Origin of the sequence: Microcoleus sp. Pol11C3 (genome assembly GCF_036701485.1) — a bacterium.
In the GTDB taxonomy this organism is placed as follows: domain Bacteria; phylum Cyanobacteriota; class Cyanobacteriia; order Cyanobacteriales; family Microcoleaceae; genus Microcoleus.
In genome coordinates this window covers 1-21,474 of record NZ_JAUBQW010000113.1, presented here as the reverse complement: position 1 = coordinate 21,474, position 21,474 = coordinate 1, and the positions used below count along the sequence as shown (strand labels likewise).

Here is a 21,474-nt window from a genome sequence, read left to right as displayed (position 1 = left end):
ATCTTTAGTTGAGTTTGAATATATCGGTCGCTCCTATTCATAGTTTGCGATCGATTATTCAGCAAGCCCTAATTAAGCATATTTTATAGGAGCAATACGTGGTTGCCCCACACGCGGCAAAGTTCCATAATTCCTGTTACAGATATTTGTTAGCCCAGGTAATGAAACCTTCGAGCTTGTGAACGGCCAACAGATTTTGATTGTCAGGAATTTGTTTTTTAAACCAGTCGATCGAACCTTGCCTCATACCGTCACCACCCACTATAACAATAGTTGGCACCCGATAACAATTTTTAATATTTAAATTGAGGTAAGGATACTTCTCGTCTACTGAACCTTTGTCTTCTTGCCACTTGCACTCAACAATTAGACCCAGAGGAAACAAACCGGAACCAACAATATAGAAATCGACATTTATTTCAGTTTCATAAATGCTAGACCCGATATAAACCTGTTTAGCATATCGTTTGGGATTTTCAGTAGAGATTAAGAGCCAATCTCGCTTGCGCTTTTTCGGCAACTGGGGACATATTTCGAGATATCCGTGGCCTCTCAACGTACCTTCTACAGTTGTTTCTAAAACAAAACCAGTTTTATTGGCTCTACAACCCCTATTCATTTTGTTGCCTCCTGAATATAATTTGAATTAAGCCGATCGCACTTTGATCTCTCCCCTGTCAAAAACCCCTTTGTCAGTACCGATAGAACTGACAAACATCCGGTCTTCATAGACATCAAACGTCGCAAAACTCAGGCGGCTAGCAGAATACTCCGTCCACTCAGAACGCCCCACCGGACGAGTGCCCGCGCCGGCCCCACAAATTAAATAAGTCGTACCGTTAATCGAGCGAGTGCGTTCGTAACTGTGCTCGTGTCCGTTGATATAAAGCTGCACGCCGTACTTTTGAAACAAAGGCGTCAAAGTCTTAATAAAAGATTGATTCGATCCGTACACGCCAGAAGAATAAATCGGGTGGTGCCCGAACACAACTTTCCAAGGTGCGGTGCTTTGACTCAACTCTTTTTCCAGCCAAACAAGCTGATTTTTCCAATCCGCATTGTCATTGGTATCTAAAGCAAAAAACTGTACCGGATCGCGCCGAAAAGTATAGTAGCGACCTTGCATATTAAAACCCGCATATTTAACTTGCTGGTCGCCGTTACCAGTGCGGATGTCGTGATTTCCCAAACAAGCATAAAATTTGACGTTTTGCTGCAATAACGGCTGATAAGGCCGCTCGAAAACAGCATTAATTTTTTCAAATTCGCCGTTATTGTAGATATTATCGCCGGCGAGAACAGTAACATGAAAAGGGTTTTCTCGGTGATATTGCTCCATCGCCTCAGCCACAGCATACTGACCTTCAGCGCCGGTACCGGTGTCTGCCACCGAAATAAAGCGTAAAATAGGCGGTGAGGCCGGCAATGGGACGATCGTCCTTTCTGCCTCAACATTAGAAGGCACAGCAGCCTTGGCGTCTGTACCCCAGGAAGTCCGAAGCTGGAACATTTTCCAGACTCCGGCCAAACCTAAGCTGCTGAGACTGCCTAAAATTAGAAAGTGACGACGTTTGATGCTCATTTTGATTCGGTTACAACTAATAAAATGATAAATTAAGGTAGAGATGGCTCAACTAAAATTTATCGCGTTTAGATATATTTGCAACGCCCCAAGGCAGAGAAAATGTCAGAAGAACAACTAAACCAACCAACTCCAGAACCGTCTCAATCTCCGACACCGCAGGTTGATTCGGCTGCAAAGTCTGCCCCCACTGGCAGCAAAACTCAAAAAGTCAGCAGCGCTGTTCCCAAAAATCAGAGAATCAAAGCTTTGATTGCCTCGATTGGGAATTTGGGAAAAAAAGAGAAAAAATTAGCAGCCGAACCCCCGTTGCAGCCCCAAAAGCCGATCGCGCGTACCGCTTCTGACTCAGCAACAGTAACTCCTCCTGCTGTTGCTGCGGAAGTTAACAGCGTGCCACCAAAAGTTGCTGTAAAAGTTGATAAAAAGCCTGTATCCCAACGCAGGGAAGGGAGCTTTTTAAAGAACGTCGGTGTACTTTGGCAAAGTATTGTGCGGCTAGTGCGATCGCTACTGCCACCATCTACGAACCAGAAGCTGTCCGATCCAATTTTAAACGCCGCCATAGCAGCAATTCTGATCGTTGTAGTCGGTTTAACTCTCAATAGTTTCTCGGCAAAACCGCCGGAGAAAGTAGCAAAAGTGGCTCTCCCAGCAGCGCCGCAATCGCCGCCAACGTTTGGTGATTTTATGGCATCGGGAACGCCGAAATCGCCAGAGGCGATCGTACCATCTGAGCCAATCTCTGCTAAATTCAAAAGCAAGTTGCCCGATTTAGTGGCTCCGGAAAAACCGCAACCAGTAGAACTTATCCCACCGCCACCGCTGACGCCGGAACAGTCTCTGATTGCTGCGATTCAAAATCAAATTACTGACATTAAGAATCGACTGGGCGGCGGTTTAGTTGAGTCTGTTCAAGCTAACTTTTCCAGCAGCATTTTGACAGTAAAAGTCGCTGAAGATTGGTACAAACTCAGCGAATTGGAGAAAAATCAACTAGCAACGAAGATGTGGAATGAAGCTAATTCACTCGATTTCAACAAGCTAGAAATTGCGAATATGGAAGGAAAGTTAATAGCTAGAAGTCCGGTTGTTGGTTCGGAAATGATTATTTTAGAGAGAGGGATTAATTAGAATTTAAATAGTCTGTATCTGTAAAACGTCACGCCAGCCTTACAGTCCAGGACGCAGCACCTAATTATGTAGCGTGCTCCCTGCGTACCTGACCGCTGTTGATTTGTTTGAGAAATATCGAACTTTTCCAAGCTCCCACAGAATGCTAGCATTAAATCATATCATGTCAGCGGTCACGACCACGATTAAATAGGTTTGTAGTGAAGACTGAAGTCCTCATAAAACTACTAGGAATGAAGTTCTCACTACAAACCTGACAACGCTTATTTACCCGACATTAAATTAATTAAATTTGAGGAAAATTGAAAAATGACAATTTTAACTCAAGTCGAACAACTAGAAATTGAATATCCCAGCAGCGACGGAGAGCCGATGGCTGAAAGCGACATCACGCGCGATTACATGACTTACAGCGTAGAAGCTGTCAAGCTTTATTTTCAAGAACGTTCTGATGTTTACGTGTCAGCTAATTCTTTCATTTATTATGAACAAGGGAACAACCAAGCGGTTGTTGCTCCGGATATTTATGTGGTGTTTGGAGTGGCCAACCGCAAAAGGGATAATTATAAAGTTTGGGAAGAAGGGGGAATCACTCCAAATTTTGTGTTAGAAATCACTTCGGAAACAACTCAGACGAAAGACCAAGAAACTAAACCGGACATTTATCGAGCTTTGGGAGTTAGGGAATATTTTCAGTACGATCCGTCGGGAGATTATCTGAATCCGATTTTACAGGGAGTACGTCTAATAAACAATCAGTATGAGCCGATTGCAGCCAATAATATCGCTTTCGATACGCTGTGGTTGTTCAGTGAAGTGCTGGGACTGGAATTGCATCTAATTTCAGGAGAATTGAGGTTTAGAGTTCCTGAAACGGGTGAGTTTTTGAAGACTCACAAGGAAGAAAACCTGGGACGACTGGCTGCGGAGTCAACATTGCGATCGCTCTTAACTCAACTTTTAAGTTCTGGCATGAATCTGGAACAGGTGGCGCAAATGATGAATTTATCGACTTTGGAAGTGAGACGATTGGTTGGGGAAAACTTATGAGCGCACTTACAGCAGTAAGGTGCGCCATGCCCACCCTACATCACAAAATATGAACAGTAAACAGTCAACAATTAATATCATGTTCCCTCGAACGACCGTAATAAGATTGGTTTATAGTGAGGACTTTAGTCCTATGATGGATGCAGACTAAAGTCCTCACTACAAACCGTTTTTATGACGGGTAATTGACAGGAGATAATATAAGTCAGGACTAGAAAGGCTTATTCGTAGGTTTAAAACCCTGCTTTTTAAAATAGGTTCTAAATACCTCTTGAGCAATTGGTGCCGCGGATACAGCACCAAATCCGCCGCCTTCGACAATAACGGCGATCGCAATTTCCGGTTTGTCAGCCGGAGCAAAACCCACATACATCGAATTGTCAGCATGACCGGGCATTTCCACCGTCCCAGTCTTACCAGCAGTTAAAGGAATAGTACCGTCATTCATCGCGCGGCCCGTACCTTTTTTCACCACGTCAATCAATCCTTGTTTAATGACGTTTAAAGTAGCCGGTTTAATACCAGTTGGGATTGTTTTAGTGATGGGTGTATTAGTTTGAGACACCAACAAATGCGGCTGCACTCGCGAACCACCGTTAGCAATAGTTGACACCATCACTGCCAATTCTAGGGGTGTGCAAAGTACCAAACCTTGACCGATTGCCATTGTTACCGTATCACCAACATACCAATCTTCTTTGTACATTTTCTTTTTAGTTTCCGGCGTCGGAATTTGACCGTGATTGTCGCTGTCTATCCCCAAAAGAGATAAATTAATACTGCCGCCAATGCCCATTTTATACGCCCATTTCGACATTTCTTCCGGCCCGGCAGCCATGCCTACTTGATAGAAAAATGTATTGCTGCTGTAGGCTAAAGCATCGCGGAAACCGATAACGCCGTAACCTGCGCCGTGCTCGTGGAAAGAAACTCCGCCGATCGAAATTGAAGAAGATGATAGTAAAGTCGAGTCAGGAGAAAACTTGCCCGATTCCATCCCAGCTACAGAAGTTACAATCTTAAAAGTGCTGCCGACTGGATAGCCTTGAACTGCCCGATTTAAAAATGGTTTGTCTGGCCCTTGGAGTCGATTCCATTCTGTTTGAGTCACCTTGCGGGTGAAGATATTGGGGTCAAATGTCGGCCAACTACCCATTGTTAAAAGAGCGCCGGTTTTTACGTCGATCGCCACAACGGCACCCAGGCGATCGCCCAAAGCTTTTTCTGCAGTTTTCTGCATATCTAAATCTAAAGTTAGCTGCACCGGTTTGCCGGGAATAGGGTCTTTTACACCTAAATCTTGGATTTCCTCGCCCTTAGCATTCACCTCTATTAAACGATTTCCCCAAACCCCCTCTAAACTTGAATTGGCTAATTTTTCTACTCCCATCTGACCGACGATCATCCCCATCGGATATGCAGGATTAGCTTTTAATTGATCTAAACTAGCTTCGCCGACGTATCCCAAAAGGTGAGCTGCTAATTGCTGGTTGGGATTGTCTCGGCTCGATTCTACGCGAATTTCAACTCCCCGCAAAGTATTAGCTTGTTCTCCCAAAGCGACGAAAGTACCGACATCGATATCCTTACTAATTCGCACTGGCAGGGCTGATCTGTAGCCTGCTCCATCGATTTTTTTGATAATTTCGGCTGCGGGAAGTTTGACGATCGGGCCCAGTGTACCGGCGATCTCTTGCCACTCCTTGGCCGATCGCTCTTTTGGCCACAAATAGACCGATCGAGATACGCGGTTAGCTGCAAAAATTTGGCCGCTGCGGTCTAAAATTTGACCGCGATTCGCTGCGACTGAAACAGGGCGAATACGGTTATTTTCCGCCCGCTGTCGGTTGTAGGCTCCCTGTACCAGTTGCAATTCGGCTAGACGAAATAGCGGCATCGTCACTAAGGTAGTGACTAGCAGCATAAAAATCATAACTTGGGTCGATCGGCTGCCTTGCCGTGAAGGATTGTCGCAGCCTTTTTTGTCGAATCGGATTTTAGAGTTAAAAGAAAAATCGCCAGCCATATTAATTAATCTGCTCTTGTTATTCAACTAACAGGTTGATACGGTTCCCCTCCGGATGATTTGGCAGATGATTACAGGGATTATAACTCCTAACTCTTTAGTAACAGACATAAATTCTGTCGATTGGCAGACGAATCAGCCGGATTGTTTAATTAAGTTATATAAGGTATATGTTAAATATCAGGTTTTTCTGACAATTCAACTGTTAAGGAGGTAGGGGCGCTGTGGAACCAAGCGATTTTTTGATTGCTTGGCTGGTGACGGCTAGCAGCTTGCTACTGATTTCTCAACTGCCGATCGGCGTAGAAATTGACAGCACACCGAAAGCAGTAATTTCCGCTGCGGTTTTGGGAATTTTGAATGTTTTAATTTTGCCAATTCTAAAAGCAGTTTTTTTCGTACCGAACCTGCTGACGCTGGGATTGCTTTCCGGCGCGTTTGCTTTTGTAATGAACGTGATTGTTTTTGCCTCGGCTGCGAAGTTAGTGGAAGGATTTAGCTTGCGGATGGGCCTTTGGAGCGCGGTACTGGGGGCGATCACCTTGTAGTTAGCAGCTTTATCAACAGCGCGCTGATTTAGCAATTTCCCCTGATCGAGGGCGATTAAAATCGCCCGATATTTCCCACTCTTACCTTGGGCGTTTCGTTTACCTACAAGCGATTTCTCTCACCGAATATTTATTCTCCCTTCTTCATTCAATCCGTTAAATCCGTTACATTGGTTAAATCCGTTAAACAATCCGTGGCGGAACTTACTTCCCCATCACCGACTTATAGGCTGTCACCTTAATATCAATCCCAGTAATATCTGTGCCGACAACAACAGCCACCGCTCCTAAGTTCAGTGCTTTTTTTGCCATTTGCGGCCCCGATATCCCGCCTTCGCAGATAACCGGAACCTTAAGCTTTTCTACCATTTCCGCAAGCAAATCAAATCCGGGCGGCGAGAAATTTTCCGTCTGGCGAGTGTAGCCAAAAAGAGTAGTTGCTACAGTATCAGCGCCAGCTTCGGCCGCCGCGATCGCAGCTTCTATTGTATCTACATCCGCCATCACTAATTTGCCCAATTCACTGTGAATTCGCCCGACTAATGTCTTTAAGTCTTCGCCACCAGCGGGACGGTTTCTCAGAGTAGCATCAATGGCGATAATATCGGCTCCAGAAATGGCGATCGCCCGCGCGTCTTCAAACCGAGGAGTAATGTAAATCTCGCATCCCGGCAATTGCTGCTTCCAAATCCCAATTATGGGAGCGGATATCTGTTTTCGCACCGCTGCAATGTGAGCCGGAGTGTCAATCCGCACGCCCGATGCACCTCGATTGATGGCGGTTCGAGCCATTGCGGCAATTACGATCGGATCGTGCAGCGGCGAATCAGCAGGTGCTTGACAAGAAACAATTAATCCTGTAGGAATTTGACAATTAATCATGGGGAATTGGGAATTGGGAATTGGGAATTGGGAATTGGGAATTGGGAATTGGGAATTGGGAATTGGGAATTGGGAATTGGGCTTTTTTTGTAATTTATTCCCTGTGCCCTATTGAGTTAAAATAAGCATTAAGTTTTGGTAGTAATTTATCGACAATTGGTTTAAGTTTGCTTACTTCTTCGCTTCTGATAAGTTGTCTAGCATTGGCTAATCTTAACCAGTTTACTGTTTCGTACAAAGAGCCTCTAGCAATTTTTACAAAACGCCGATTATCTTGGTCATTATAACGACCTCTACCTTCAGCCATATTAGCACAGACACTATCAGCAGACCGAACGCTCTGTTTGCCCATCGTATCTTTTGTGAAGTAATCCCATTTTTTTACAATCTCCCCAATCTGATTCGCCAAACTTTCCGCCCACTTATAAACCTCTAATTCCTCAAAATCAAGTCTTCCCATAATTACCTCAAAAACTCAATTATATTAAATGCCCAATGCCCAATGCCCAATGCCCAATGCCCAATGCCCAATGCCCAATGCCCAATGCCCAATTACCCATTACCCATTACCCATTACCAATCCCAGCCATTAAAGAAATAATTTTGTCCAGCAATTGCTCAGGGTGAATCGGTTTAGCCAAACAATCGTTAGCTCCCGCCGTCACAAAAGATATCTGATCTGCCGGAATTTCATTAGCGCTTAAAGCTAGAATCTTGATATTTTCAGTAGCGGGTTTTTGGCGCAATTGGTGAATTATTTCGCAGCCATTCATACCGGGTAAACGCATATCGACAATCACAGCATGGGGCTGCAAAAGTTCAATTTGTTCCACCGCAGCCGAACCTTCAATCATCCACACCACTTGCAGTCCTGCTGCTGTCAGGATATCGCAAATCAGCATGGCAGTTTCTTCATCTTCTTCGACGAGCACAAGGCTGCCGCGCAAGGAGGAAGAATGCAGCGGTAAAGATGAATTCGATTTTTCATATGTGAATTTTGTGGATTCATCTTTGGTTTGAGTTTGGATGGGTATAAAAACGGTAAAAGTAGAGCCGACATCAACTGTAGAGTTGACTTCGATCGCGCCGCCGTGAAGCTCTACTAACTGTTTAGTTAAAGCTAATCCCAGACCGGTGCCGCCGTATTCGCGGCGGTAGGGGGAATCCAACTGCTGGAATTTTTGAAACAAAAGCGATCGCTGATTTTCGGGAATTCCAATGCCGGTATCTTTGATTTGAAAAACAGCGGTGCTGCCAGCAGGTGCAGTACCGGGCTGCCGCACTGCCGGCGTTCGATTTTTATCTTCTGTCACCCAAACTCGCAGGATGACTTGCCCGCCTTCGGGAGTAAATTTAATCGCATTTCCTAAAAGATTGAAGAGAATTTGTCTCAAGCGGCGCGGGTCAGCGATGAAGCGATCGCACTCTTGTTTTATTCGCTGTTCTTGCAGCAGTTCCACGCCTTTAGCCACAGCTTTTTCTTTGAGGGCGTGCAGGCTCTGAGAAGCTAATTTAGAAAGTGAAAATTCACTAATTTTTAATACTGCTTTTCCCGCTTCTACTTGCGACAAATCTAAAATATCGTTAATTAATTCTAATAAGTGGTCGCCGCTGTCTCGGATAGTTTGCAGGTACTGCCGCTGCTTTTGCACTGGCACTTCTTTGCTGCCAACTTTGCCGTAAGACCACCGCAGCAGGGTGTCGGAAATGCCGATGACGCAAGTGAGAGGAGTCCGCAATTCGTGGCTCATAGCTGCCAAAAATTCGCTCTTGGCGAGGCTGGCAGACTGGGCGGCGACCAGTGCATCGCGCAGTTCTCGCGTGCGCTCTATTACGCGCTGTTCAGAGGTGCGCTTTTGCTGCTGGACTTGTGCATAAAGTTCGGCTTGGTAAATGGCGATCGCCAAATGTTCTGCTATTTGCCGCAAAAATGTTTTTTTGCTTTCTTCCCACTCCCGCAAAGTACACTGGTGGGCAATTAGCAGCCCCCACAAGTCGTCTTGAACTACGATCGGCACTAGCAACTTTGCCCGCACCTTCGCCCGCCGCATCAACTCTAAAAAACAAGGGTGCGAAGAGTAAGTTGTTTCCACATCCGCAACGCACAAAGCCAAACCTTTGCGATATTTCTCTCTGTCAATGACTCCATTGGCAAAACACTGCGCGCCATCACTAAAACTCAGTACAGATGAGATAGTATCGTTGGCTAAAGCTTCGTAGGTGACGCGACCTAAATACAAGTAAGACCCGGAATTTTCTAGAATTTCGCCAGACCCAGAAACCGCCGCAGGTATTTCTTTAGCTAACTCGCCCTTGTGCGGCGCTGGCACTTTTTCAAATTGATAAATTAACAGGCGATCGACATCCAAAAACTCTCGCACTCGCTCGACTGCTTTTGACAAAATTACAGGCAATTCCAAACTCTGGCGGATTTGAGTTGTCACCTGATTCAAAAGTCGCTCTTGTTCAAGCTGCTGCTGCAAAGCATCTTCTACTGGCTGACAAAATGAAATGCAGGGACTGGCAATTTGTAATTGATTGACGGCTTCGGCAATCTGGCTCTGTAGCGTTTCTGGATATATAACTTTGGGCGCGGAATTTTGCTCTATTTCTGTTTGGCTGTGTAGGGGCAGGTGACTATTTTTTGTGGCATCTGAAGCGAGAATATCCAGCAAATTTAGGGTGAATTCGCTTTGAAAAAATGCCGAGTTTGGCTGTATATTTTTAATTGCTTGTTTGAGAGCGCGAATGTCAATTTGCCACGAGGGTGCGGGGGTTATTTCTGCGAGTTTGTCTGCGAGGGGACAGAGGAAATTGGCGATCGCCCCGGGGTCGAAAGTCAACTGCACATTCAATTGCGAATTGAGATTTTTTTCGCTGTGCTTGTATCCGTTTGTTGCAAACTCATCTAATAGATTGCCCCGCAGCAGCGCGCTAAAATGCTCTGATACCACTGCTGCAAACCTTTCCGACGAATTTTCCCGATTTGGAGAATCAGCGATCGCATCGTCGGCCAGCCAAATCGCCCCTGGGATTTCAGCCATTTGCTGTAACAACTCGTAAGCAGCCTCAAAGGTTGCTAGCGGCAAAGTCCGATTTAAGGTTTTTGGTTTCAATCTAGATATTTTCCCGGTTGTTTTAAAGAACAAAATATGAAGGCCCCTCTTGTGAGGACGGAACCTGGCACATAGCAGGCGCGACCGATCCAACAGACTTGAGATGACAGTAGTCAGAAAGTAGGTAAAAGAAGGCCCCGGAGCCAGAGAGCTAATTTCTCCGTATAGTTGTCATCTGTTTTCTGGGCGAGTGACCCCCACTTCAGCGCTTTACGAGCGCGAAAGCGGTAGGAGGAAACGGGGGGAAGAGATACGGCTGTATAATCGATCGCTTGTGGTTGTGTTTGTGAACCGGGTTGTTGATGGAAACTAAGGAATTCCACTCCCATTGCTGGGGTGAAGTTAGCACGCGCCTTTGTTTTCTGAGCTGATTCGCCTAATGGCACGTCCTTCACCCAAATAAAAATGTTTAACCCTTAACGACAGAACAGGGGACTAGCTACGCATCCGCTTGGTGTCATTATTCAAAAAACCTAGACATCAAAGGTCTCCGGCTGGTCAACTCAAAATGAAGTTTTAGGCCCGAAGCCCAGTCACTTCCGTGCTGGGTCGTTGACTACTTTCAACAATCTTATTCCAGTATAATATTAATATATAATTTGTTAACTTGTACTTAACACTATCCGGGTAAATGAGCAATCCAACTCAACTCACCCCCGATTTCACGATCGGACATCTGCCGTGTCACGACTTCCAAGTGAGCGCTGCAACTCCAGGACAGGTAGTGGCTGAAAGATTTGAGCAAGAACCAGACCTGCCGGGAGTCATTATTACTCATGAATCACAACTATTGGGCATGATTTCTCGCGTCAAATTTCGAGAGCAAATGAGTTTTCCCGATCGCGTAGAACTTTACGGGTCACACCCGATTCGAGCCTTGTTAGATTTTATTAGAATTCCGCCTTTGCTGCTTTCGGAAAACTGGAAAGTTGATGATGCCGTCCAAGCGTCCTTCCACAGGCACAAAGACTTGATTTATGAACCGATTATTGTGGTAATGGAAGATCAAAGTCATCGCCTTTTGGACGTTCATACTCTGGTAATTGCCCAGTCAAAACTGTTAGGGCAAGCTAACAAACTTATTCAAAAATACCGAGTTGAAAGACACAAGTATTTGGCGCTACTTCAACAAGAACAGGCTAAAGTTCACGAATGTAATGAGCTTTTAAAAATCCAACAACGTCAAACAGAAAAGTTGCATAATTATCCCAGTTTCCAGCAAGTGGCACTGGTCAAACAAGCTGAAGAAATTGCTCAAATGAATCAGCGATTTGTGAGGATTGCAAAACTGATTTCTTCGGAAGGTCGCCAAGCATTTCAAGCTACTTTTCAAGGTGCTAATTCTATTTGCAACAATACAGAGAAAATTTTGGGAGTTGGCAAAGCAATAGCTAATGATTTAGAAACGGTTAACCGCACTTCCCGAACCATCCGGGAGGCGATCGAACAAGTCAGGCATTTAGCAGTACAGGTGGCTGTAGTTACCAATCAAATGGGAAGTCAGCCCAGTGGTCTGAGCAAAGTGAGTCTAGAAATTGGCAGACTGGCAAGTAAAACTTTTGAATTGGGGACTCAAATGGAGCAAATTGCCAGCCGGTTTAAACTTCGAGTTCACGAACTCACGGAGGCAGCAAGAGCGGGTGCTAATGTGGCTAAATCGGTGACGATCAAGATCGATCGCGCAGAAATGGCCCTGCTAGAGTTGGAAGAATTAATAGCGGAAAAAAATTTCCATTCATTGACTGCTATCCAAGAACCTTTGGGAGTCATAAAAAGTGTTACCACTGATTCTTTAGCTCAAGAGATAGAACACGCCGAAGTAGCAGCTTCCGAGTTGGAAGACTTAGTTAAACATCAAGATTCCTCGCAATATCTGATTCAAAAGATTCAGCAGGCGCTGAAGTCCAAAAAGCCATAAAATCCCAGCCCGAATCTAATGAAATATTACGAGAGGAAAACAAATAAAATCAAAATAATACTTTACCATTATTCTATTTCCAGAATACTATTTGTTATACTGAAGGTGGGGAATTTTTAAATTCAGTTGTAAAAAGACTATTTAATTAACCCCAAAAACCGATAAAAAGTTCCAAGAAGAGTTGGAAGGACAGGTGACAATCATGAAAATTCTTCTGGTAGAAGATGACACACTTACAGTCAGTTTGCTGACTCAAGCGCTGAACTCTCACAATTACAATGTGAATGCGGCAGCAGACGGTGAAACAGCGTTGCATTTGGTGCAGGCATACGATTACGACCTGATTGTTTTGGATGTGCTAATTCCTAAACTCGACGGCATTAGTTTGTGTCGGAAATTGCGATCGTCCGGCTGCCAAATGCCGATTTTACTGCTGACAGCGCTAGATAGCAGCAACGATCGAGTCCAAGGTTTAGAGGCGGGTGCAGACGATTATGTGGTCAAACCCTTTAATCTCGAAGAATTAATCGCTCGAATTCGGGCTTTGCTGCGCCGGGGTAAGGCAACTTTGTCGAGTACAAATTTGACCTGGGAAAAACTGCAAGTCAATCCGGACACTACAGAAGTAACTTATGCCGAAAAAGTGCTGCACTTGACTCCCAAAGAGTACAATTTGCTAGAACTTTTCCTGAGAAATCCCCGGCGCATTTTCAGTCGCAGCGCCATCCTCGATCGCATTTGGTCGGCCGGTGAATTTCCTCAAGAAGAAGCCGTTACCGCTCACATCAAGGGGCTGCGGCAGAAGCTGAAAGCAGCCGGGATGACAGTAGATTTAGTGGAAACTGTGTATGGATTGGGCTATCGGCTCAAAAGTCTGCAGGAGGATATTGAGAGCCAAAAAGTTGGGCAGGAAACAGCAGAAACTGCTAAAAGTCAAGAGACTTTATCTACTGAATCCAGTGGGTTGAGCGAGGAATTAAACAAAGACGACCGCCGTCTCAAAGTCTTGAATGCGATTGCCCAAATGCGGGAAAATTTAAAAACTAATTTTATAGAAAAGGTAGCCATATTCGATCGCGCGATCGCTCAACTGAAAAGCGGAACCTTGGACGGCGAACTGCGCCAGGAAGCCCAGGGTCAAGCTCATAAATTAGTCGGTTCTTTGGGAACATTAGGCCTGCCGAAAGGTTCGGAAGTTGCGCGCAAAATTGAACATTTGTTCAAGGCTGAAAACATCTTGAAACCAGAGACGGCTCAGCAGATTGAGGAATTTTTGGATAAGCTCAAACAGATATTCGATCGCCCATCGCCCGAAGCAGAAGGCGATCCCGTTCCTGCGGTTTCCCAGAAGCGCCGAATGCTAATTGTTGATGATGATACTTTTGAGAGCGAGCAACTGAAAATAGTAGCATCCGGTTCCGGATTCCAGATAGAAGTCGCTAACTCTCCGCAAGCGGCAAGAAGTGCGATTTCTCAACAGCCTCCAGACGCGATTTTGCTGGATTTGACATTTTCCAGAACTCAGGAAAACGGACTTTCTCTCTTAGCCGAACTCCGCAGTGAAAAGCCCGAAATTCCGGTGATGGTTTTTAGCGGACACAATCAATTGAGCGATCGAATAGAAGTTGCTCGTTTGGGAGCTTCCGGCTTTTTACACAAATCTATCCCCCCAGCAGATATACTCAAAGCAGTCGCCCAACTACTCGACCAGACTGGCCCTGCTGAAGCTAAAGTTATGGTGGTAGACGATGACGTGCATCTATTGGCTGCACTGCAAGTGATTCTACAACCTTGGGGATTTCAAGTAACAACATTGGACGATCCCGAAAAGTTCTGGGAGGTACTCGAAACAACTTGTCCGGATTTGCTAATTTTAGATGTGGAGATGCCCGGTTACAGCGGTATCGAGCTGTGTTTGGCAGTTCGCAACGATTTGCGCTGGAGCAAGCTCCCAGTGCTATTTTTGACAGCTCATTCCGAGTCGGAAATAGTGCGCCAAATGTTTGTCGCAGGTGCTGACGACTATGTGAACAAGCCGATCGTCAAACCGGAATTAATTGCTCGCCTCCTGAATCGTTTGGAGCGGACTCAACTGAGAAACAGACTGGCTCAGGCACAGCGCTAATCCCATTTTAGATTTAAAAAATTAAAGAATTAAAGAATTGAAGAACAGGGAATGACTGATAAGATATGGATTTCGAGCACGTACCTACAGTTGTATTCTTTTTTTTAAACTGGTATAACTAAGAAGAAATATGCACTGCGTGTGCGAAAGACTTGGGAAACCTTAGCCCCGGCTTGGGATTGTTTGGTTGTGGGATTCGGACGGGGTGGCATGGATGGATGTTTGCCAGCTCATCAAGAACACAGACTAATTTAAAGAAGTATTAATCATATGAAAGCAAGGATATTGTCCTCAGACACAGGCACTCTCAATGACAGCGACTGCGAACTAATTTACGCTCCGGGTTCGATTCAACCTCACGGCATCCTTTTGGTGCTGGAATCTCCTGTGTTGAAAATTTTGCAAGTTAGCAACAATACTTTTGAGGCGATCGGCATTTATCCCGAAGAACTTTTGGGCAAATTTTTAGAGGAATTTGTCGAGACTGAGGAAATTGAGGTTATTGAAAAAGCTTTATTTGAAAACTGCCATCAACGTAACGGTATCAGATTATCATTCAAAAGTCAAAACCGCAAGTCTTTTTTTGAGGGGGCGCTGCATCAATCTAGTTCAGCATTAATTGTTGAACTAGAGGCGATTGTTTCCCCAGAAGCTAGCGATTGTTTGAAGGGTTATCATTTAGTCCAAGAGCCGATCGACAAAATCCACAGAACACCAAACCTGCAAGTGCTGTGTCAGACAGCAGTTGAAGAAGTGCGGAGGATGATCGGTTTCGATCGGGCGATCGTCTATCAATTTGATGCCACAGGTGCGGGGGAAGTTGTGGCCGAAGACAAAGTAGAAAGTTTGGCTCCTTTATTGGGACTGCACTATCCGGCTACCGATATTCCCCCCCTGGCAAGAAACCTGTTCAACATGAATTTAATTCGGTTTATTCCCGATATTAACGGTCAGCCTGTAGAACTAATTCCTCACTGCAATCCCTTGACCGGTCGCCCCCTGGATATGGCCTGTTCTTTATTGAGAACAGTTTCCCCTTGCCACGTTCAATATCTCAAAAATATGAACGTTGCCGCTAGCATGACCCTGACATTAATCAAAGATAAAAAAGTCTGGGGATTGCTCGCCTGTCACCATCCAACACGAAAGTATGTCAACTACGAAACAAGAACCGCTTGCGAAATGCTAGCAAAGTTTGTGAATCTAGAACTCAGCTACAAACAAGATAGCGAAGACTGGGAATATGCAATTTATTTAAAAGGGAATTGCCATAAATTTATCACAGAAATCTCTCGAAAAAACTGCTTTGTAGAAGGTTTGCTTACATTCGGAGATGAATTGCTGACCTTAGTGGGCGCTACCGGTGCAGTTGTGTGTGCCAATGAAAATTTAACAACCATCGGCAAAACCCCGGGATGGGTAGAAATCGGAAAATTAATTGCTTGGATAAAAACTCAAATAAATAATGATGTTTTTCATACAGATTCTCTCTCAAAACTGTATCCGCCCTCCGAGAAGTTTAAAGAAGTTGCTAGCGGTTTGCTGGTGCTTGCCATGTCCGAGATGCAAAATTATTACATTTTGTGGTTCCGTCCCGAAGCAATTCAAACTGTCAACTGGGCTGGTCAACCAGACGGCCCAATTGAATTTAAACCGGATGACAGCCCGCCGAGGTATCCTCGCACTTCCTTTGAGTTGTGGCAAGAAACTGTGAGGTTAAAATCTTTGCCTTGGCAGCGGTGCGAAATCGAAATAGCCCGACAACTTCGAGTTGCTATTACTAGCATTGAGTTGCGGAAAATCAATCAGCAGCTCAGCTTAGCTTTGTCGGCTACCAAAATCGGATTTTGGGACTGGGACGTGCAGAAAAATCGCATTGTTTGGTCGAGGGAACACGAAGAGTTGTTTGGGTTGGCCCCGGGAACTTTTGCCGGAACTTATGAAAGTTTTGCAGCTTGCGTTCACCCAGAAGATTTAAAAAGTATGGAGAATGCTATAAATCAGGCGATCGCCCAGCGATCAGATTACTGTCACGAAAACCGCGTGGTTTGGCCCGACGGCAGCATTCACTGGATTGAGGGGAAAGGTAAGTTTTTTTACAGCGAAGCAGGCGATGCAGTGCGGATGGTGGGGACAATTACAGAAATTACCGATCGCAAAGCTAGAGAATTACAGTTGCGCCTGTTGGAATCAGCAGTCACCACTACTGACGACGCCGTGTTAATTACCGAAGCTGAACCGATTGACGAACCGGGCCCGCGAATTCTTTATGTCAACCCAGCTTTCACGCGGATGACGGGCTATACGCTAGAAGAAGTTTTGGGCAAAACGCCGCGCATCTTGCAAGGACAAAAAACTAACCGCGCCAGTCTCGATCAGATTCGGACAGCTTTGGAAACCTGGCAGGCGGTGCGGGTTGACTTGATCAATTACCGCAAAGACGGGACGGAATTTTGGGTAGAAATGAGTATTGTGCCCATAGCTGACAAAAATGGTGAGTTTACCCATTGGGTATCAGTACAGCGCGATATTAGCGATCGCAAACTTGCTGAAGCCGCCCTCCAACAGCTCAACGAACAGTTAGAAATGCGAGTTTTGCAGCGAACCAGAGAACTAGAAAGCTCTCAAGCAGATCTCCGGGAAAGCGAAGCTTTATTTCGCTCTCTGAGCGAAAGTTCCCCCGTGGGCATTTTCAAAATCGATACTGAGGGAAAATGTACCTATACAAATCCCCGCTGTCAAGCAATTGGCGGCTTCAAACCTGCTGCAGCTTTAGGAAACGGCTGGATGCGGTTTGTTCACCGCGAAGACATCAAACTAATTCTGTCTAAGTGGTCCCAATCGCAATCGCTAGATGGGGAATTTTCCTGCGAATTCCGCCACATCCAGCGAGACGGAACAATCCGATTTTGTCGGCTTAAAACAGCTCCGATTTTTTCCGACAGAGCTCAACTAATCGGTCACGTCGGCACAATCACAGATATCACAGAAAGTCGGGCTATTGAAAAAATGAAAAATGAGTTTATTTCCATTGTCAGCCACGAACTGCGAACGCCACTTGCCTCCATTCGCGGTTCTTTAGGTTTGCTGGCGGCTGGGGTACTGAAAAATAAACCGGAAACTGCCAAACATATGTTAGAAATCGCCTCTAGCGATACCGAACGGTTAGTGCGTTTGGTCAACGATATTCTAGACTTAGAGCGGCTCGATTCGAGCCAAGTTATCCTCGTCAAGCACTGGTGCAATGCCCAGGTTTTGATGCGGAAGTCTGCAGAAGCTGTACTTTCTTTGGCTGCTGAAAGTAACATTTATTTGTCGATTTTGCCCGAAACCGCCCAAATTTGGGCTGACCCCGACAGAATCGTTCAACTGCTGGTAAATTTGTTGAGCAATGCGATTAAATTCTCGGCTCCAGGGAGTACAGTAACTGTCAGGGTTGAAGATTTGGGCGATTCCCTACGGGATAGCTACGCTTCACGGGTTTTATTTGAAGTCAAAGATCGAGGGCGGGGGATTCCTGCTGATAAACTAGAAACAATCTTTGGACGGTTTCAACAGGTGGATGCTTCTGACTCCCGCCAAAAAGGAGGTACGGGTTTGGGTTTGGCTATCTGTCGCAGCATCGTGCAGCAGCACGGCGGCAGAATTTGGGCCGAAAGTGTTGTCTCAGAAGGAAGCAGTTTCTATTTCACAGTGCCCGCACCGTTGGAAGGCGAAGGGGGAAAAAGTTTTGAGTTTTGAGATTGCTTTCATAAGACATGGCGAAAGCTAACGTTCTTCGCAACGCACGCGGCGAGTATGAGTTTGGTAGGGCTATCTGTCGATTTTTCTGTTCTCGGTTTAAGTAGGTGAGCGGCCAAATATAGCAACTGCCAAGACTATTAGGACGTTCTTAATTGCTGAAACAATTAATTTTATTGCTGATTGCTTCTTCCTTCTGGTATATCTGCGAAGAAACCGGGTTGATGAGGCAGCGTGCGTAAGTCCTTTTTCGGTTTACGATGATTAATCTAAAATTTGAGTTTTAATTATGTCAGCAAAGCGCATTCTGGTAATCGATGATGAAAAAAACCTCTGCAGCGTGATTCAAGCCTGTCTGGAACATTTAGGCGGCTGGACGGTACTGAGCGCGCTCAGCAGCAGCGAAGGAAGGCTTTTAGCTGAAACTCAACTCCCTGACGCTATTCTGCTAGATGTGATGATGCCCGATATGGACGGAGTTGCTTTGTTTAGTTTGCTGCAAAACAATGTGCCTACTCGGGGGATTCCGGTGATTTTTCTGACTGCTAAGGTGCAGGCAAAGGATTTGAGCGAATTTGCTGATTTGGGGGTAGCGGGGGTGATTGCCAAGCCTTTTGATCCTTTGAGTTTGGCACAGCAAGTTGCGGAAATTCTGGGTTGGGAACCGTTGTCTTAAACTGGGGGAAAATGCGATCGTGTCATTGGTTATACCACTTCAAAAATATCTTGCTACAATTTTCAATCTTATACCTATTATTAAAAGTCGCATATCTCTCTAATGACAAAGCCTCGCCGTGTCTCTACATATACTCGCTTACCAATTTATGTGTAGCCTTATTTTTCGGAATTGGTATGACTTTAAACTCGGATTTCCTAGAAGTTGCAAAGATGATCTCAGGGAGTGGGGGTTTTTTGTTACCTGCAAAGTCGATCGGCTATCACGGTATTTACAGGCATAATAACTCGTCCAGAAGTTAGGCAGACTTGCCTCAAGAACGGGTTTTTTTAACGCGAAATCACAGATGTAGCGAAGTTTTTTGGTAAAAACCCCCCGTTTCTGCCTGCTAATCCAAGAGTTACGCAGGCTTCCCTCAGAAACCGGGTTTTTTAAGCCAGCAACACAAATGCCGCTAAGTTTTTTGGTAAAAAACCCGGGTTTCTACCTAAGTGTTGTAATCCCTGCTTCGGCAAAAGTATATTTATCAAAAAAAATGATTGTCTTCATAATTTCCTCATATTTTTTAGATAAAGTTTACCCCAAGCTCTCGGTATCAAGGTCGCTCGCAATCTCAGCACCATTCCGTGACCAAAGAACGAACCTGTTGTCAGGGGAGTTCGGGTCAGTGACGGTACTTTCGATCAACTGGTGCCACAGCACAACCAGCCTGAATAAGTCAGGAGTTAGGCCCTGCATACCACAAAAACCGGGTTTTTTAACCAGAAAAAACGGCATTTGTGCGCCAGTTCTCTAAGTGTTGGCAGGAGAACTCAATGGTAAAAAAAATTAATAACTGAGGATGTGATTCGCGCTCTCGAATAACACCCCAAAAATAAGTCGGTCGTTTGGTCAAGAACCAAACTCGCAATTGCCACTAACAAGCCCGCGCCAAGTCTCAGTAAGTTGTTGAAATAGTGGGGAGATTTTTCAAATGTCATATCAGCTACCTTCTAAAGTTAAAAACCAGATTCTGTGCTATTACGCAAATGCTACCAACCTAACTCAGGTCGTTCGGATTGGGAACATTCCTAATTGGTACTTTGAAAGAGTAGTGTTTCCGGGACAGCGACTGATGTTTGAAGCTGCGGCCGAAGCAGTCTTAGAAATTCACACGGGTGCGGTAGCAAGTGCTATTTTAGCGGACAAGATTCCCTGCTATGTGTTGCGGGTTATAGAAGAGGTAAGTTCCGAGTTAGAGCTGGTTATTCCCGAAGCACGATGTGGGATATTAGCCTGCTAAGATTCATGAGAAATCAGACGAGATCGAGATCGGCAACAAAAATATTAGTTAACGAGTGTTTGAGGACGGGGAAAATGCAGAAAAATATTGTCAATATTACCTTAGCTGTAGTCACAGAGGAAGTAGAAATTATCTTGGAGTCTTATCCGAAGCACCCCTACCAACAAGCTTTTTCGCCTTCGGGATTGCGACAAGATTTAATTGCTTATGTGCTCAGCCGAGTTCCTAATAGATATACTGCGATCGACTCCGGCGACTCTGTGTCAAACCAAACAGTTCAGGTTCGCTGTTCTTCAGAGCAGTTGCTGCACATAGAAAATTTGATTCATACTGGCATTCGCGACGTGCTGCACAGCTATCAGAAGATAGATTACCGCCTGCCTGAAGAAGTTAAATTAGATTCGAGAGTTGCTAGTTGGTTTTGATAGTTTCTCGTAAATGAGGGAGACGCCGAGATTCTCGGCACTCTCGGTTGGGCGAGCTGGAATTGTGTACTAACTCGATGGTTCAAGACTTTTGGTAATCGCAGCAGCAGTTGCACGGGCCATTGGGATTGACAGCACAGCGCAGAATTTCCGATCGAGCATTAAAGCGACAGCTAGCATCTCCGATAACCCAGATGCCGCTTACAAAAGTTCTTTCCGTCGGCGGTGTGGCCGACTGCACGTACAGGGCAATTTTTTGCAGTCGGTAGCGGCCCGATTTGAGTTGATAGCGGTGGTGGCGTTCCAAGACAGCGTAGGTTTGTCCCTCTAAATCTAGATAGTTCCCCGGTTGTGGCGTCCAATCCAGCCGAATGCTACCTAAATATTGGCGGGGGTGAGAGAGAATCACCTCTACGGGTAAAGTATTTTGTTCCATGTGGCGGTGCGTTCGCGAACTGAACTAAAGGGGCAAATAGTTGACTAAACCTACATCTTCTTGATCTAGAAAGATAACTTCTTCTAGAGAGAGTAATTTCGGTTGAGGCGCTAAGCTTAACTATAGAACCTTTGGCGATCGGCGGATAGCGGACTTATCTTGGGATAGCCGAGTATCCAACAGGGGTAGCAAATAAACTTCAACTCGCTTGAGCTAACTAAAGTTAAGTTCGATTAGCTTTGATAAAGCAGTACACGCTGATGGTATCGCAACTCGCAGGTTCGATCGATACGCGGTTGAGATTCCTGAACAGATTTTAACGGTTTGCAGGACTTGGGGTGCTTCGGGTGCGTTTGTACTCAATACGCTTCACTTAACATATTTATGCCCCGGAGATCCCCCTAAATCCCCCTTAAGAAGGGGGACTTTGAGGGCATTCTTGTCCCCCTCCTTTTTAAGGCTACCGTGTACACACAAGTCAAAGTAAACTAGGCTCATGTTTTGAGAGAGGTATAAACCGTGGACAACCCCAT

General features: G+C 45.2%; 16 protein-coding genes. 9 read left to right on the top strand and 7 right to left on the bottom strand.

Annotated features, from left to right (window positions below):
- Nucleotides 1–136: 136 nt before the first annotated feature.
- A complete protein-coding gene (locus tag QUA40_RS21735; RefSeq protein WP_333046525.1) occupies nucleotides 137–619 on the bottom strand; it encodes a PD-(D/E)XK nuclease superfamily protein in 483 nt (160 codons plus the stop codon).
- Nucleotides 620–646: 27 nt separating this feature from the next.
- Nucleotides 647–1,582, bottom strand: a complete 936-nt coding sequence (locus tag QUA40_RS21730) for a metallophosphoesterase (protein ID WP_333129660.1) — start codon at nucleotides 1,580–1,582, stop codon at nucleotides 647–649.
- Between the two features lie 102 nt (nucleotides 1,583–1,684).
- Here QUA40_RS21730 and QUA40_RS21725 point away from each other — a divergent pair, with 102 nt between their 5' ends.
- Both QUA40_RS21725 and QUA40_RS21720 read left to right on the top strand, forming a co-directional pair.
- Nucleotides 1,685–2,716 carry a hypothetical protein gene (locus QUA40_RS21725; protein ID WP_333129658.1) on the top strand — a complete coding sequence of 344 codons (1,032 nt, stop codon included), beginning with the start codon at nucleotides 1,685–1,687 and terminating at the stop codon, nucleotides 2,714–2,716.
- Nucleotides 2,717–3,025: 309 nt separating this feature from the next.
- A complete protein-coding gene (locus tag QUA40_RS21720) occupies nucleotides 3,026–3,766 on the top strand; it encodes a Uma2 family endonuclease (protein WP_333129656.1) in 741 nt (246 codons plus the stop codon).
- Nucleotides 3,767–3,977: 211 nt separating this feature from the next.
- On the opposite strand, the gene mrdA is transcribed toward QUA40_RS21720, so the two are convergent.
- Nucleotides 3,978–5,792: a penicillin-binding protein 2 gene (gene mrdA, locus QUA40_RS21715; protein ID WP_333129654.1), complete on the bottom strand. Its 1,815-nt coding sequence runs from the start codon at nucleotides 5,790–5,792 to the stop codon at nucleotides 3,978–3,980.
- Between the two features lie 224 nt (nucleotides 5,793–6,016).
- On the opposite strand from mrdA, the gene QUA40_RS21710 reads away from it, so the two are divergent.
- On the top strand, nucleotides 6,017–6,340 hold the full coding sequence (locus tag QUA40_RS21710; protein ID WP_333129651.1) for a phage holin family protein: 324 nt from the start codon (nucleotides 6,017–6,019) through the stop codon (nucleotides 6,338–6,340).
- A 204-nt stretch (nucleotides 6,341–6,544) separates the two neighbouring features.
- Here QUA40_RS21710 and QUA40_RS21705 read toward each other — a convergent pair whose 3' ends face one another.
- From QUA40_RS21705 to QUA40_RS21695, 3 genes are all read right to left on the bottom strand, one after another.
- Nucleotides 6,545–7,222, bottom strand: a complete 678-nt coding sequence (locus tag QUA40_RS21705; RefSeq protein WP_333129649.1) for an N-acetylmannosamine-6-phosphate 2-epimerase — start codon at nucleotides 7,220–7,222, stop codon at nucleotides 6,545–6,547.
- 94 nt (nucleotides 7,223–7,316) lie between these two features.
- Nucleotides 7,317–7,682, bottom strand: coding sequence for a four helix bundle protein (locus QUA40_RS21700; protein ID WP_333129646.1), 366 nt, complete (start codon nucleotides 7,680–7,682; stop codon nucleotides 7,317–7,319).
- A 106-nt stretch (nucleotides 7,683–7,788) separates the two neighbouring features.
- Nucleotides 7,789–10,338 carry an ATP-binding protein gene (locus QUA40_RS21695; protein ID WP_333129644.1) on the bottom strand — a complete coding sequence of 850 codons (2,550 nt, stop codon included), beginning with the start codon at nucleotides 10,336–10,338 and terminating at the stop codon, nucleotides 7,789–7,791.
- Nucleotides 10,339–10,969: 631 nt separating this feature from the next.
- Between QUA40_RS21695 and QUA40_RS21690 the strand changes: the two genes are divergently transcribed.
- The 6 genes from QUA40_RS21690 to QUA40_RS21665 all read left to right on the top strand — a co-directional run bounded on the left by QUA40_RS21690 (nucleotide 10,970) and on the right by QUA40_RS21665 (nucleotide 20,505).
- Nucleotides 10,970–12,256 carry a chemotaxis protein gene (locus QUA40_RS21690; RefSeq protein ID WP_333129642.1) on the top strand — a complete coding sequence of 429 codons (1,287 nt, stop codon included), beginning with the start codon at nucleotides 10,970–10,972 and terminating at the stop codon, nucleotides 12,254–12,256.
- Between the two features lie 202 nt (nucleotides 12,257–12,458).
- Nucleotides 12,459–14,381, top strand: a complete 1,923-nt coding sequence (locus tag QUA40_RS21685) for a response regulator (RefSeq protein ID WP_333129641.1) — start codon at nucleotides 12,459–12,461, stop codon at nucleotides 14,379–14,381.
- Nucleotides 14,382–14,651: 270 nt separating this feature from the next.
- A complete protein-coding gene (locus tag QUA40_RS21680) occupies nucleotides 14,652–18,122 on the top strand; it encodes a PAS domain S-box protein (protein WP_333129639.1) in 3,471 nt (1,156 codons plus the stop codon).
- Nucleotides 18,123–18,411: 289 nt separating this feature from the next.
- The gene (locus QUA40_RS21675) at nucleotides 18,412–18,798 is read left to right on the top strand and encodes a response regulator (protein ID WP_333129636.1); all 387 of its coding nucleotides are present in this window, start codon (nucleotides 18,412–18,414) and stop codon (nucleotides 18,796–18,798) included.
- A gap of 973 nt (nucleotides 18,799–19,771) precedes the next feature.
- The gene (locus QUA40_RS21670) at nucleotides 19,772–20,080 is read left to right on the top strand and encodes a DUF1830 domain-containing protein (protein ID WP_333129634.1); all 309 of its coding nucleotides are present in this window, start codon (nucleotides 19,772–19,774) and stop codon (nucleotides 20,078–20,080) included.
- 74 nt (nucleotides 20,081–20,154) lie between these two features.
- Nucleotides 20,155–20,505, top strand: a complete 351-nt coding sequence (locus QUA40_RS21665; RefSeq protein ID WP_333129632.1) for a late competence development ComFB family protein — start codon at nucleotides 20,155–20,157, stop codon at nucleotides 20,503–20,505.
- 82 nt (nucleotides 20,506–20,587) lie between these two features.
- Here QUA40_RS21665 and QUA40_RS21660 read toward each other — a convergent pair whose 3' ends face one another.
- Nucleotides 20,588–20,941, bottom strand: a complete 354-nt coding sequence (locus QUA40_RS21660; RefSeq protein ID WP_333066483.1) for a DUF6464 family protein — start codon at nucleotides 20,939–20,941, stop codon at nucleotides 20,588–20,590.
- Between the last annotated feature and the right edge of the window lie 533 nt (nucleotides 20,942–21,474).

What these genes read in the sequence shown, in the direction of transcription:
- QUA40_RS21685 (WP_333129641.1), top strand. Translation starts at nt 12,459, where the DNA reads ATGAAAATTCTTCTGGTAGAAGATGACACACTTACAGTCAGTTTGCTG.
- QUA40_RS21735 (WP_333046525.1), bottom strand. Translation starts at nt 619, where the DNA reads ATGAATAGGGGTTGTAGAGCCAATAAAACTGGTTTTGTTTTAGAAACA.
- QUA40_RS21675 (WP_333129636.1), top strand. Translation starts at nt 18,412, where the DNA reads ATGTCAGCAAAGCGCATTCTGGTAATCGATGATGAAAAAAACCTCTGC.
- QUA40_RS21705 (WP_333129649.1), bottom strand. Translation starts at nt 7,222, where the DNA reads ATGATTAATTGTCAAATTCCTACAGGATTAATTGTTTCTTGTCAAGCA.
- QUA40_RS21680 (WP_333129639.1), top strand. Translation starts at nt 14,652, where the DNA reads ATGAAAGCAAGGATATTGTCCTCAGACACAGGCACTCTCAATGACAGC.
- QUA40_RS21700 (WP_333129646.1), bottom strand. Translation starts at nt 7,682, where the DNA reads ATGGGAAGACTTGATTTTGAGGAATTAGAGGTTTATAAGTGGGCGGAA.
- QUA40_RS21660 (WP_333066483.1), bottom strand. Translation starts at nt 20,941, where the DNA reads ATGGAACAAAATACTTTACCCGTAGAGGTGATTCTCTCTCACCCCCGC.
- QUA40_RS21670 (WP_333129634.1), top strand. Translation starts at nt 19,772, where the DNA reads ATGTCATATCAGCTACCTTCTAAAGTTAAAAACCAGATTCTGTGCTAT.
- QUA40_RS21720 (WP_333129656.1), top strand. Translation starts at nt 3,026, where the DNA reads ATGACAATTTTAACTCAAGTCGAACAACTAGAAATTGAATATCCCAGC.
- QUA40_RS21725 (WP_333129658.1), top strand. Translation starts at nt 1,685, where the DNA reads ATGTCAGAAGAACAACTAAACCAACCAACTCCAGAACCGTCTCAATCT.
- QUA40_RS21690 (WP_333129642.1), top strand. Translation starts at nt 10,970, where the DNA reads ATGAGCAATCCAACTCAACTCACCCCCGATTTCACGATCGGACATCTG.
- mrdA (WP_333129654.1), bottom strand. Translation starts at nt 5,792, where the DNA reads ATGGCTGGCGATTTTTCTTTTAACTCTAAAATCCGATTCGACAAAAAA.
- QUA40_RS21730 (WP_333129660.1), bottom strand. Translation starts at nt 1,582, where the DNA reads ATGAGCATCAAACGTCGTCACTTTCTAATTTTAGGCAGTCTCAGCAGC.
- QUA40_RS21665 (WP_333129632.1), top strand. Translation starts at nt 20,155, where the DNA reads ATGCAGAAAAATATTGTCAATATTACCTTAGCTGTAGTCACAGAGGAA.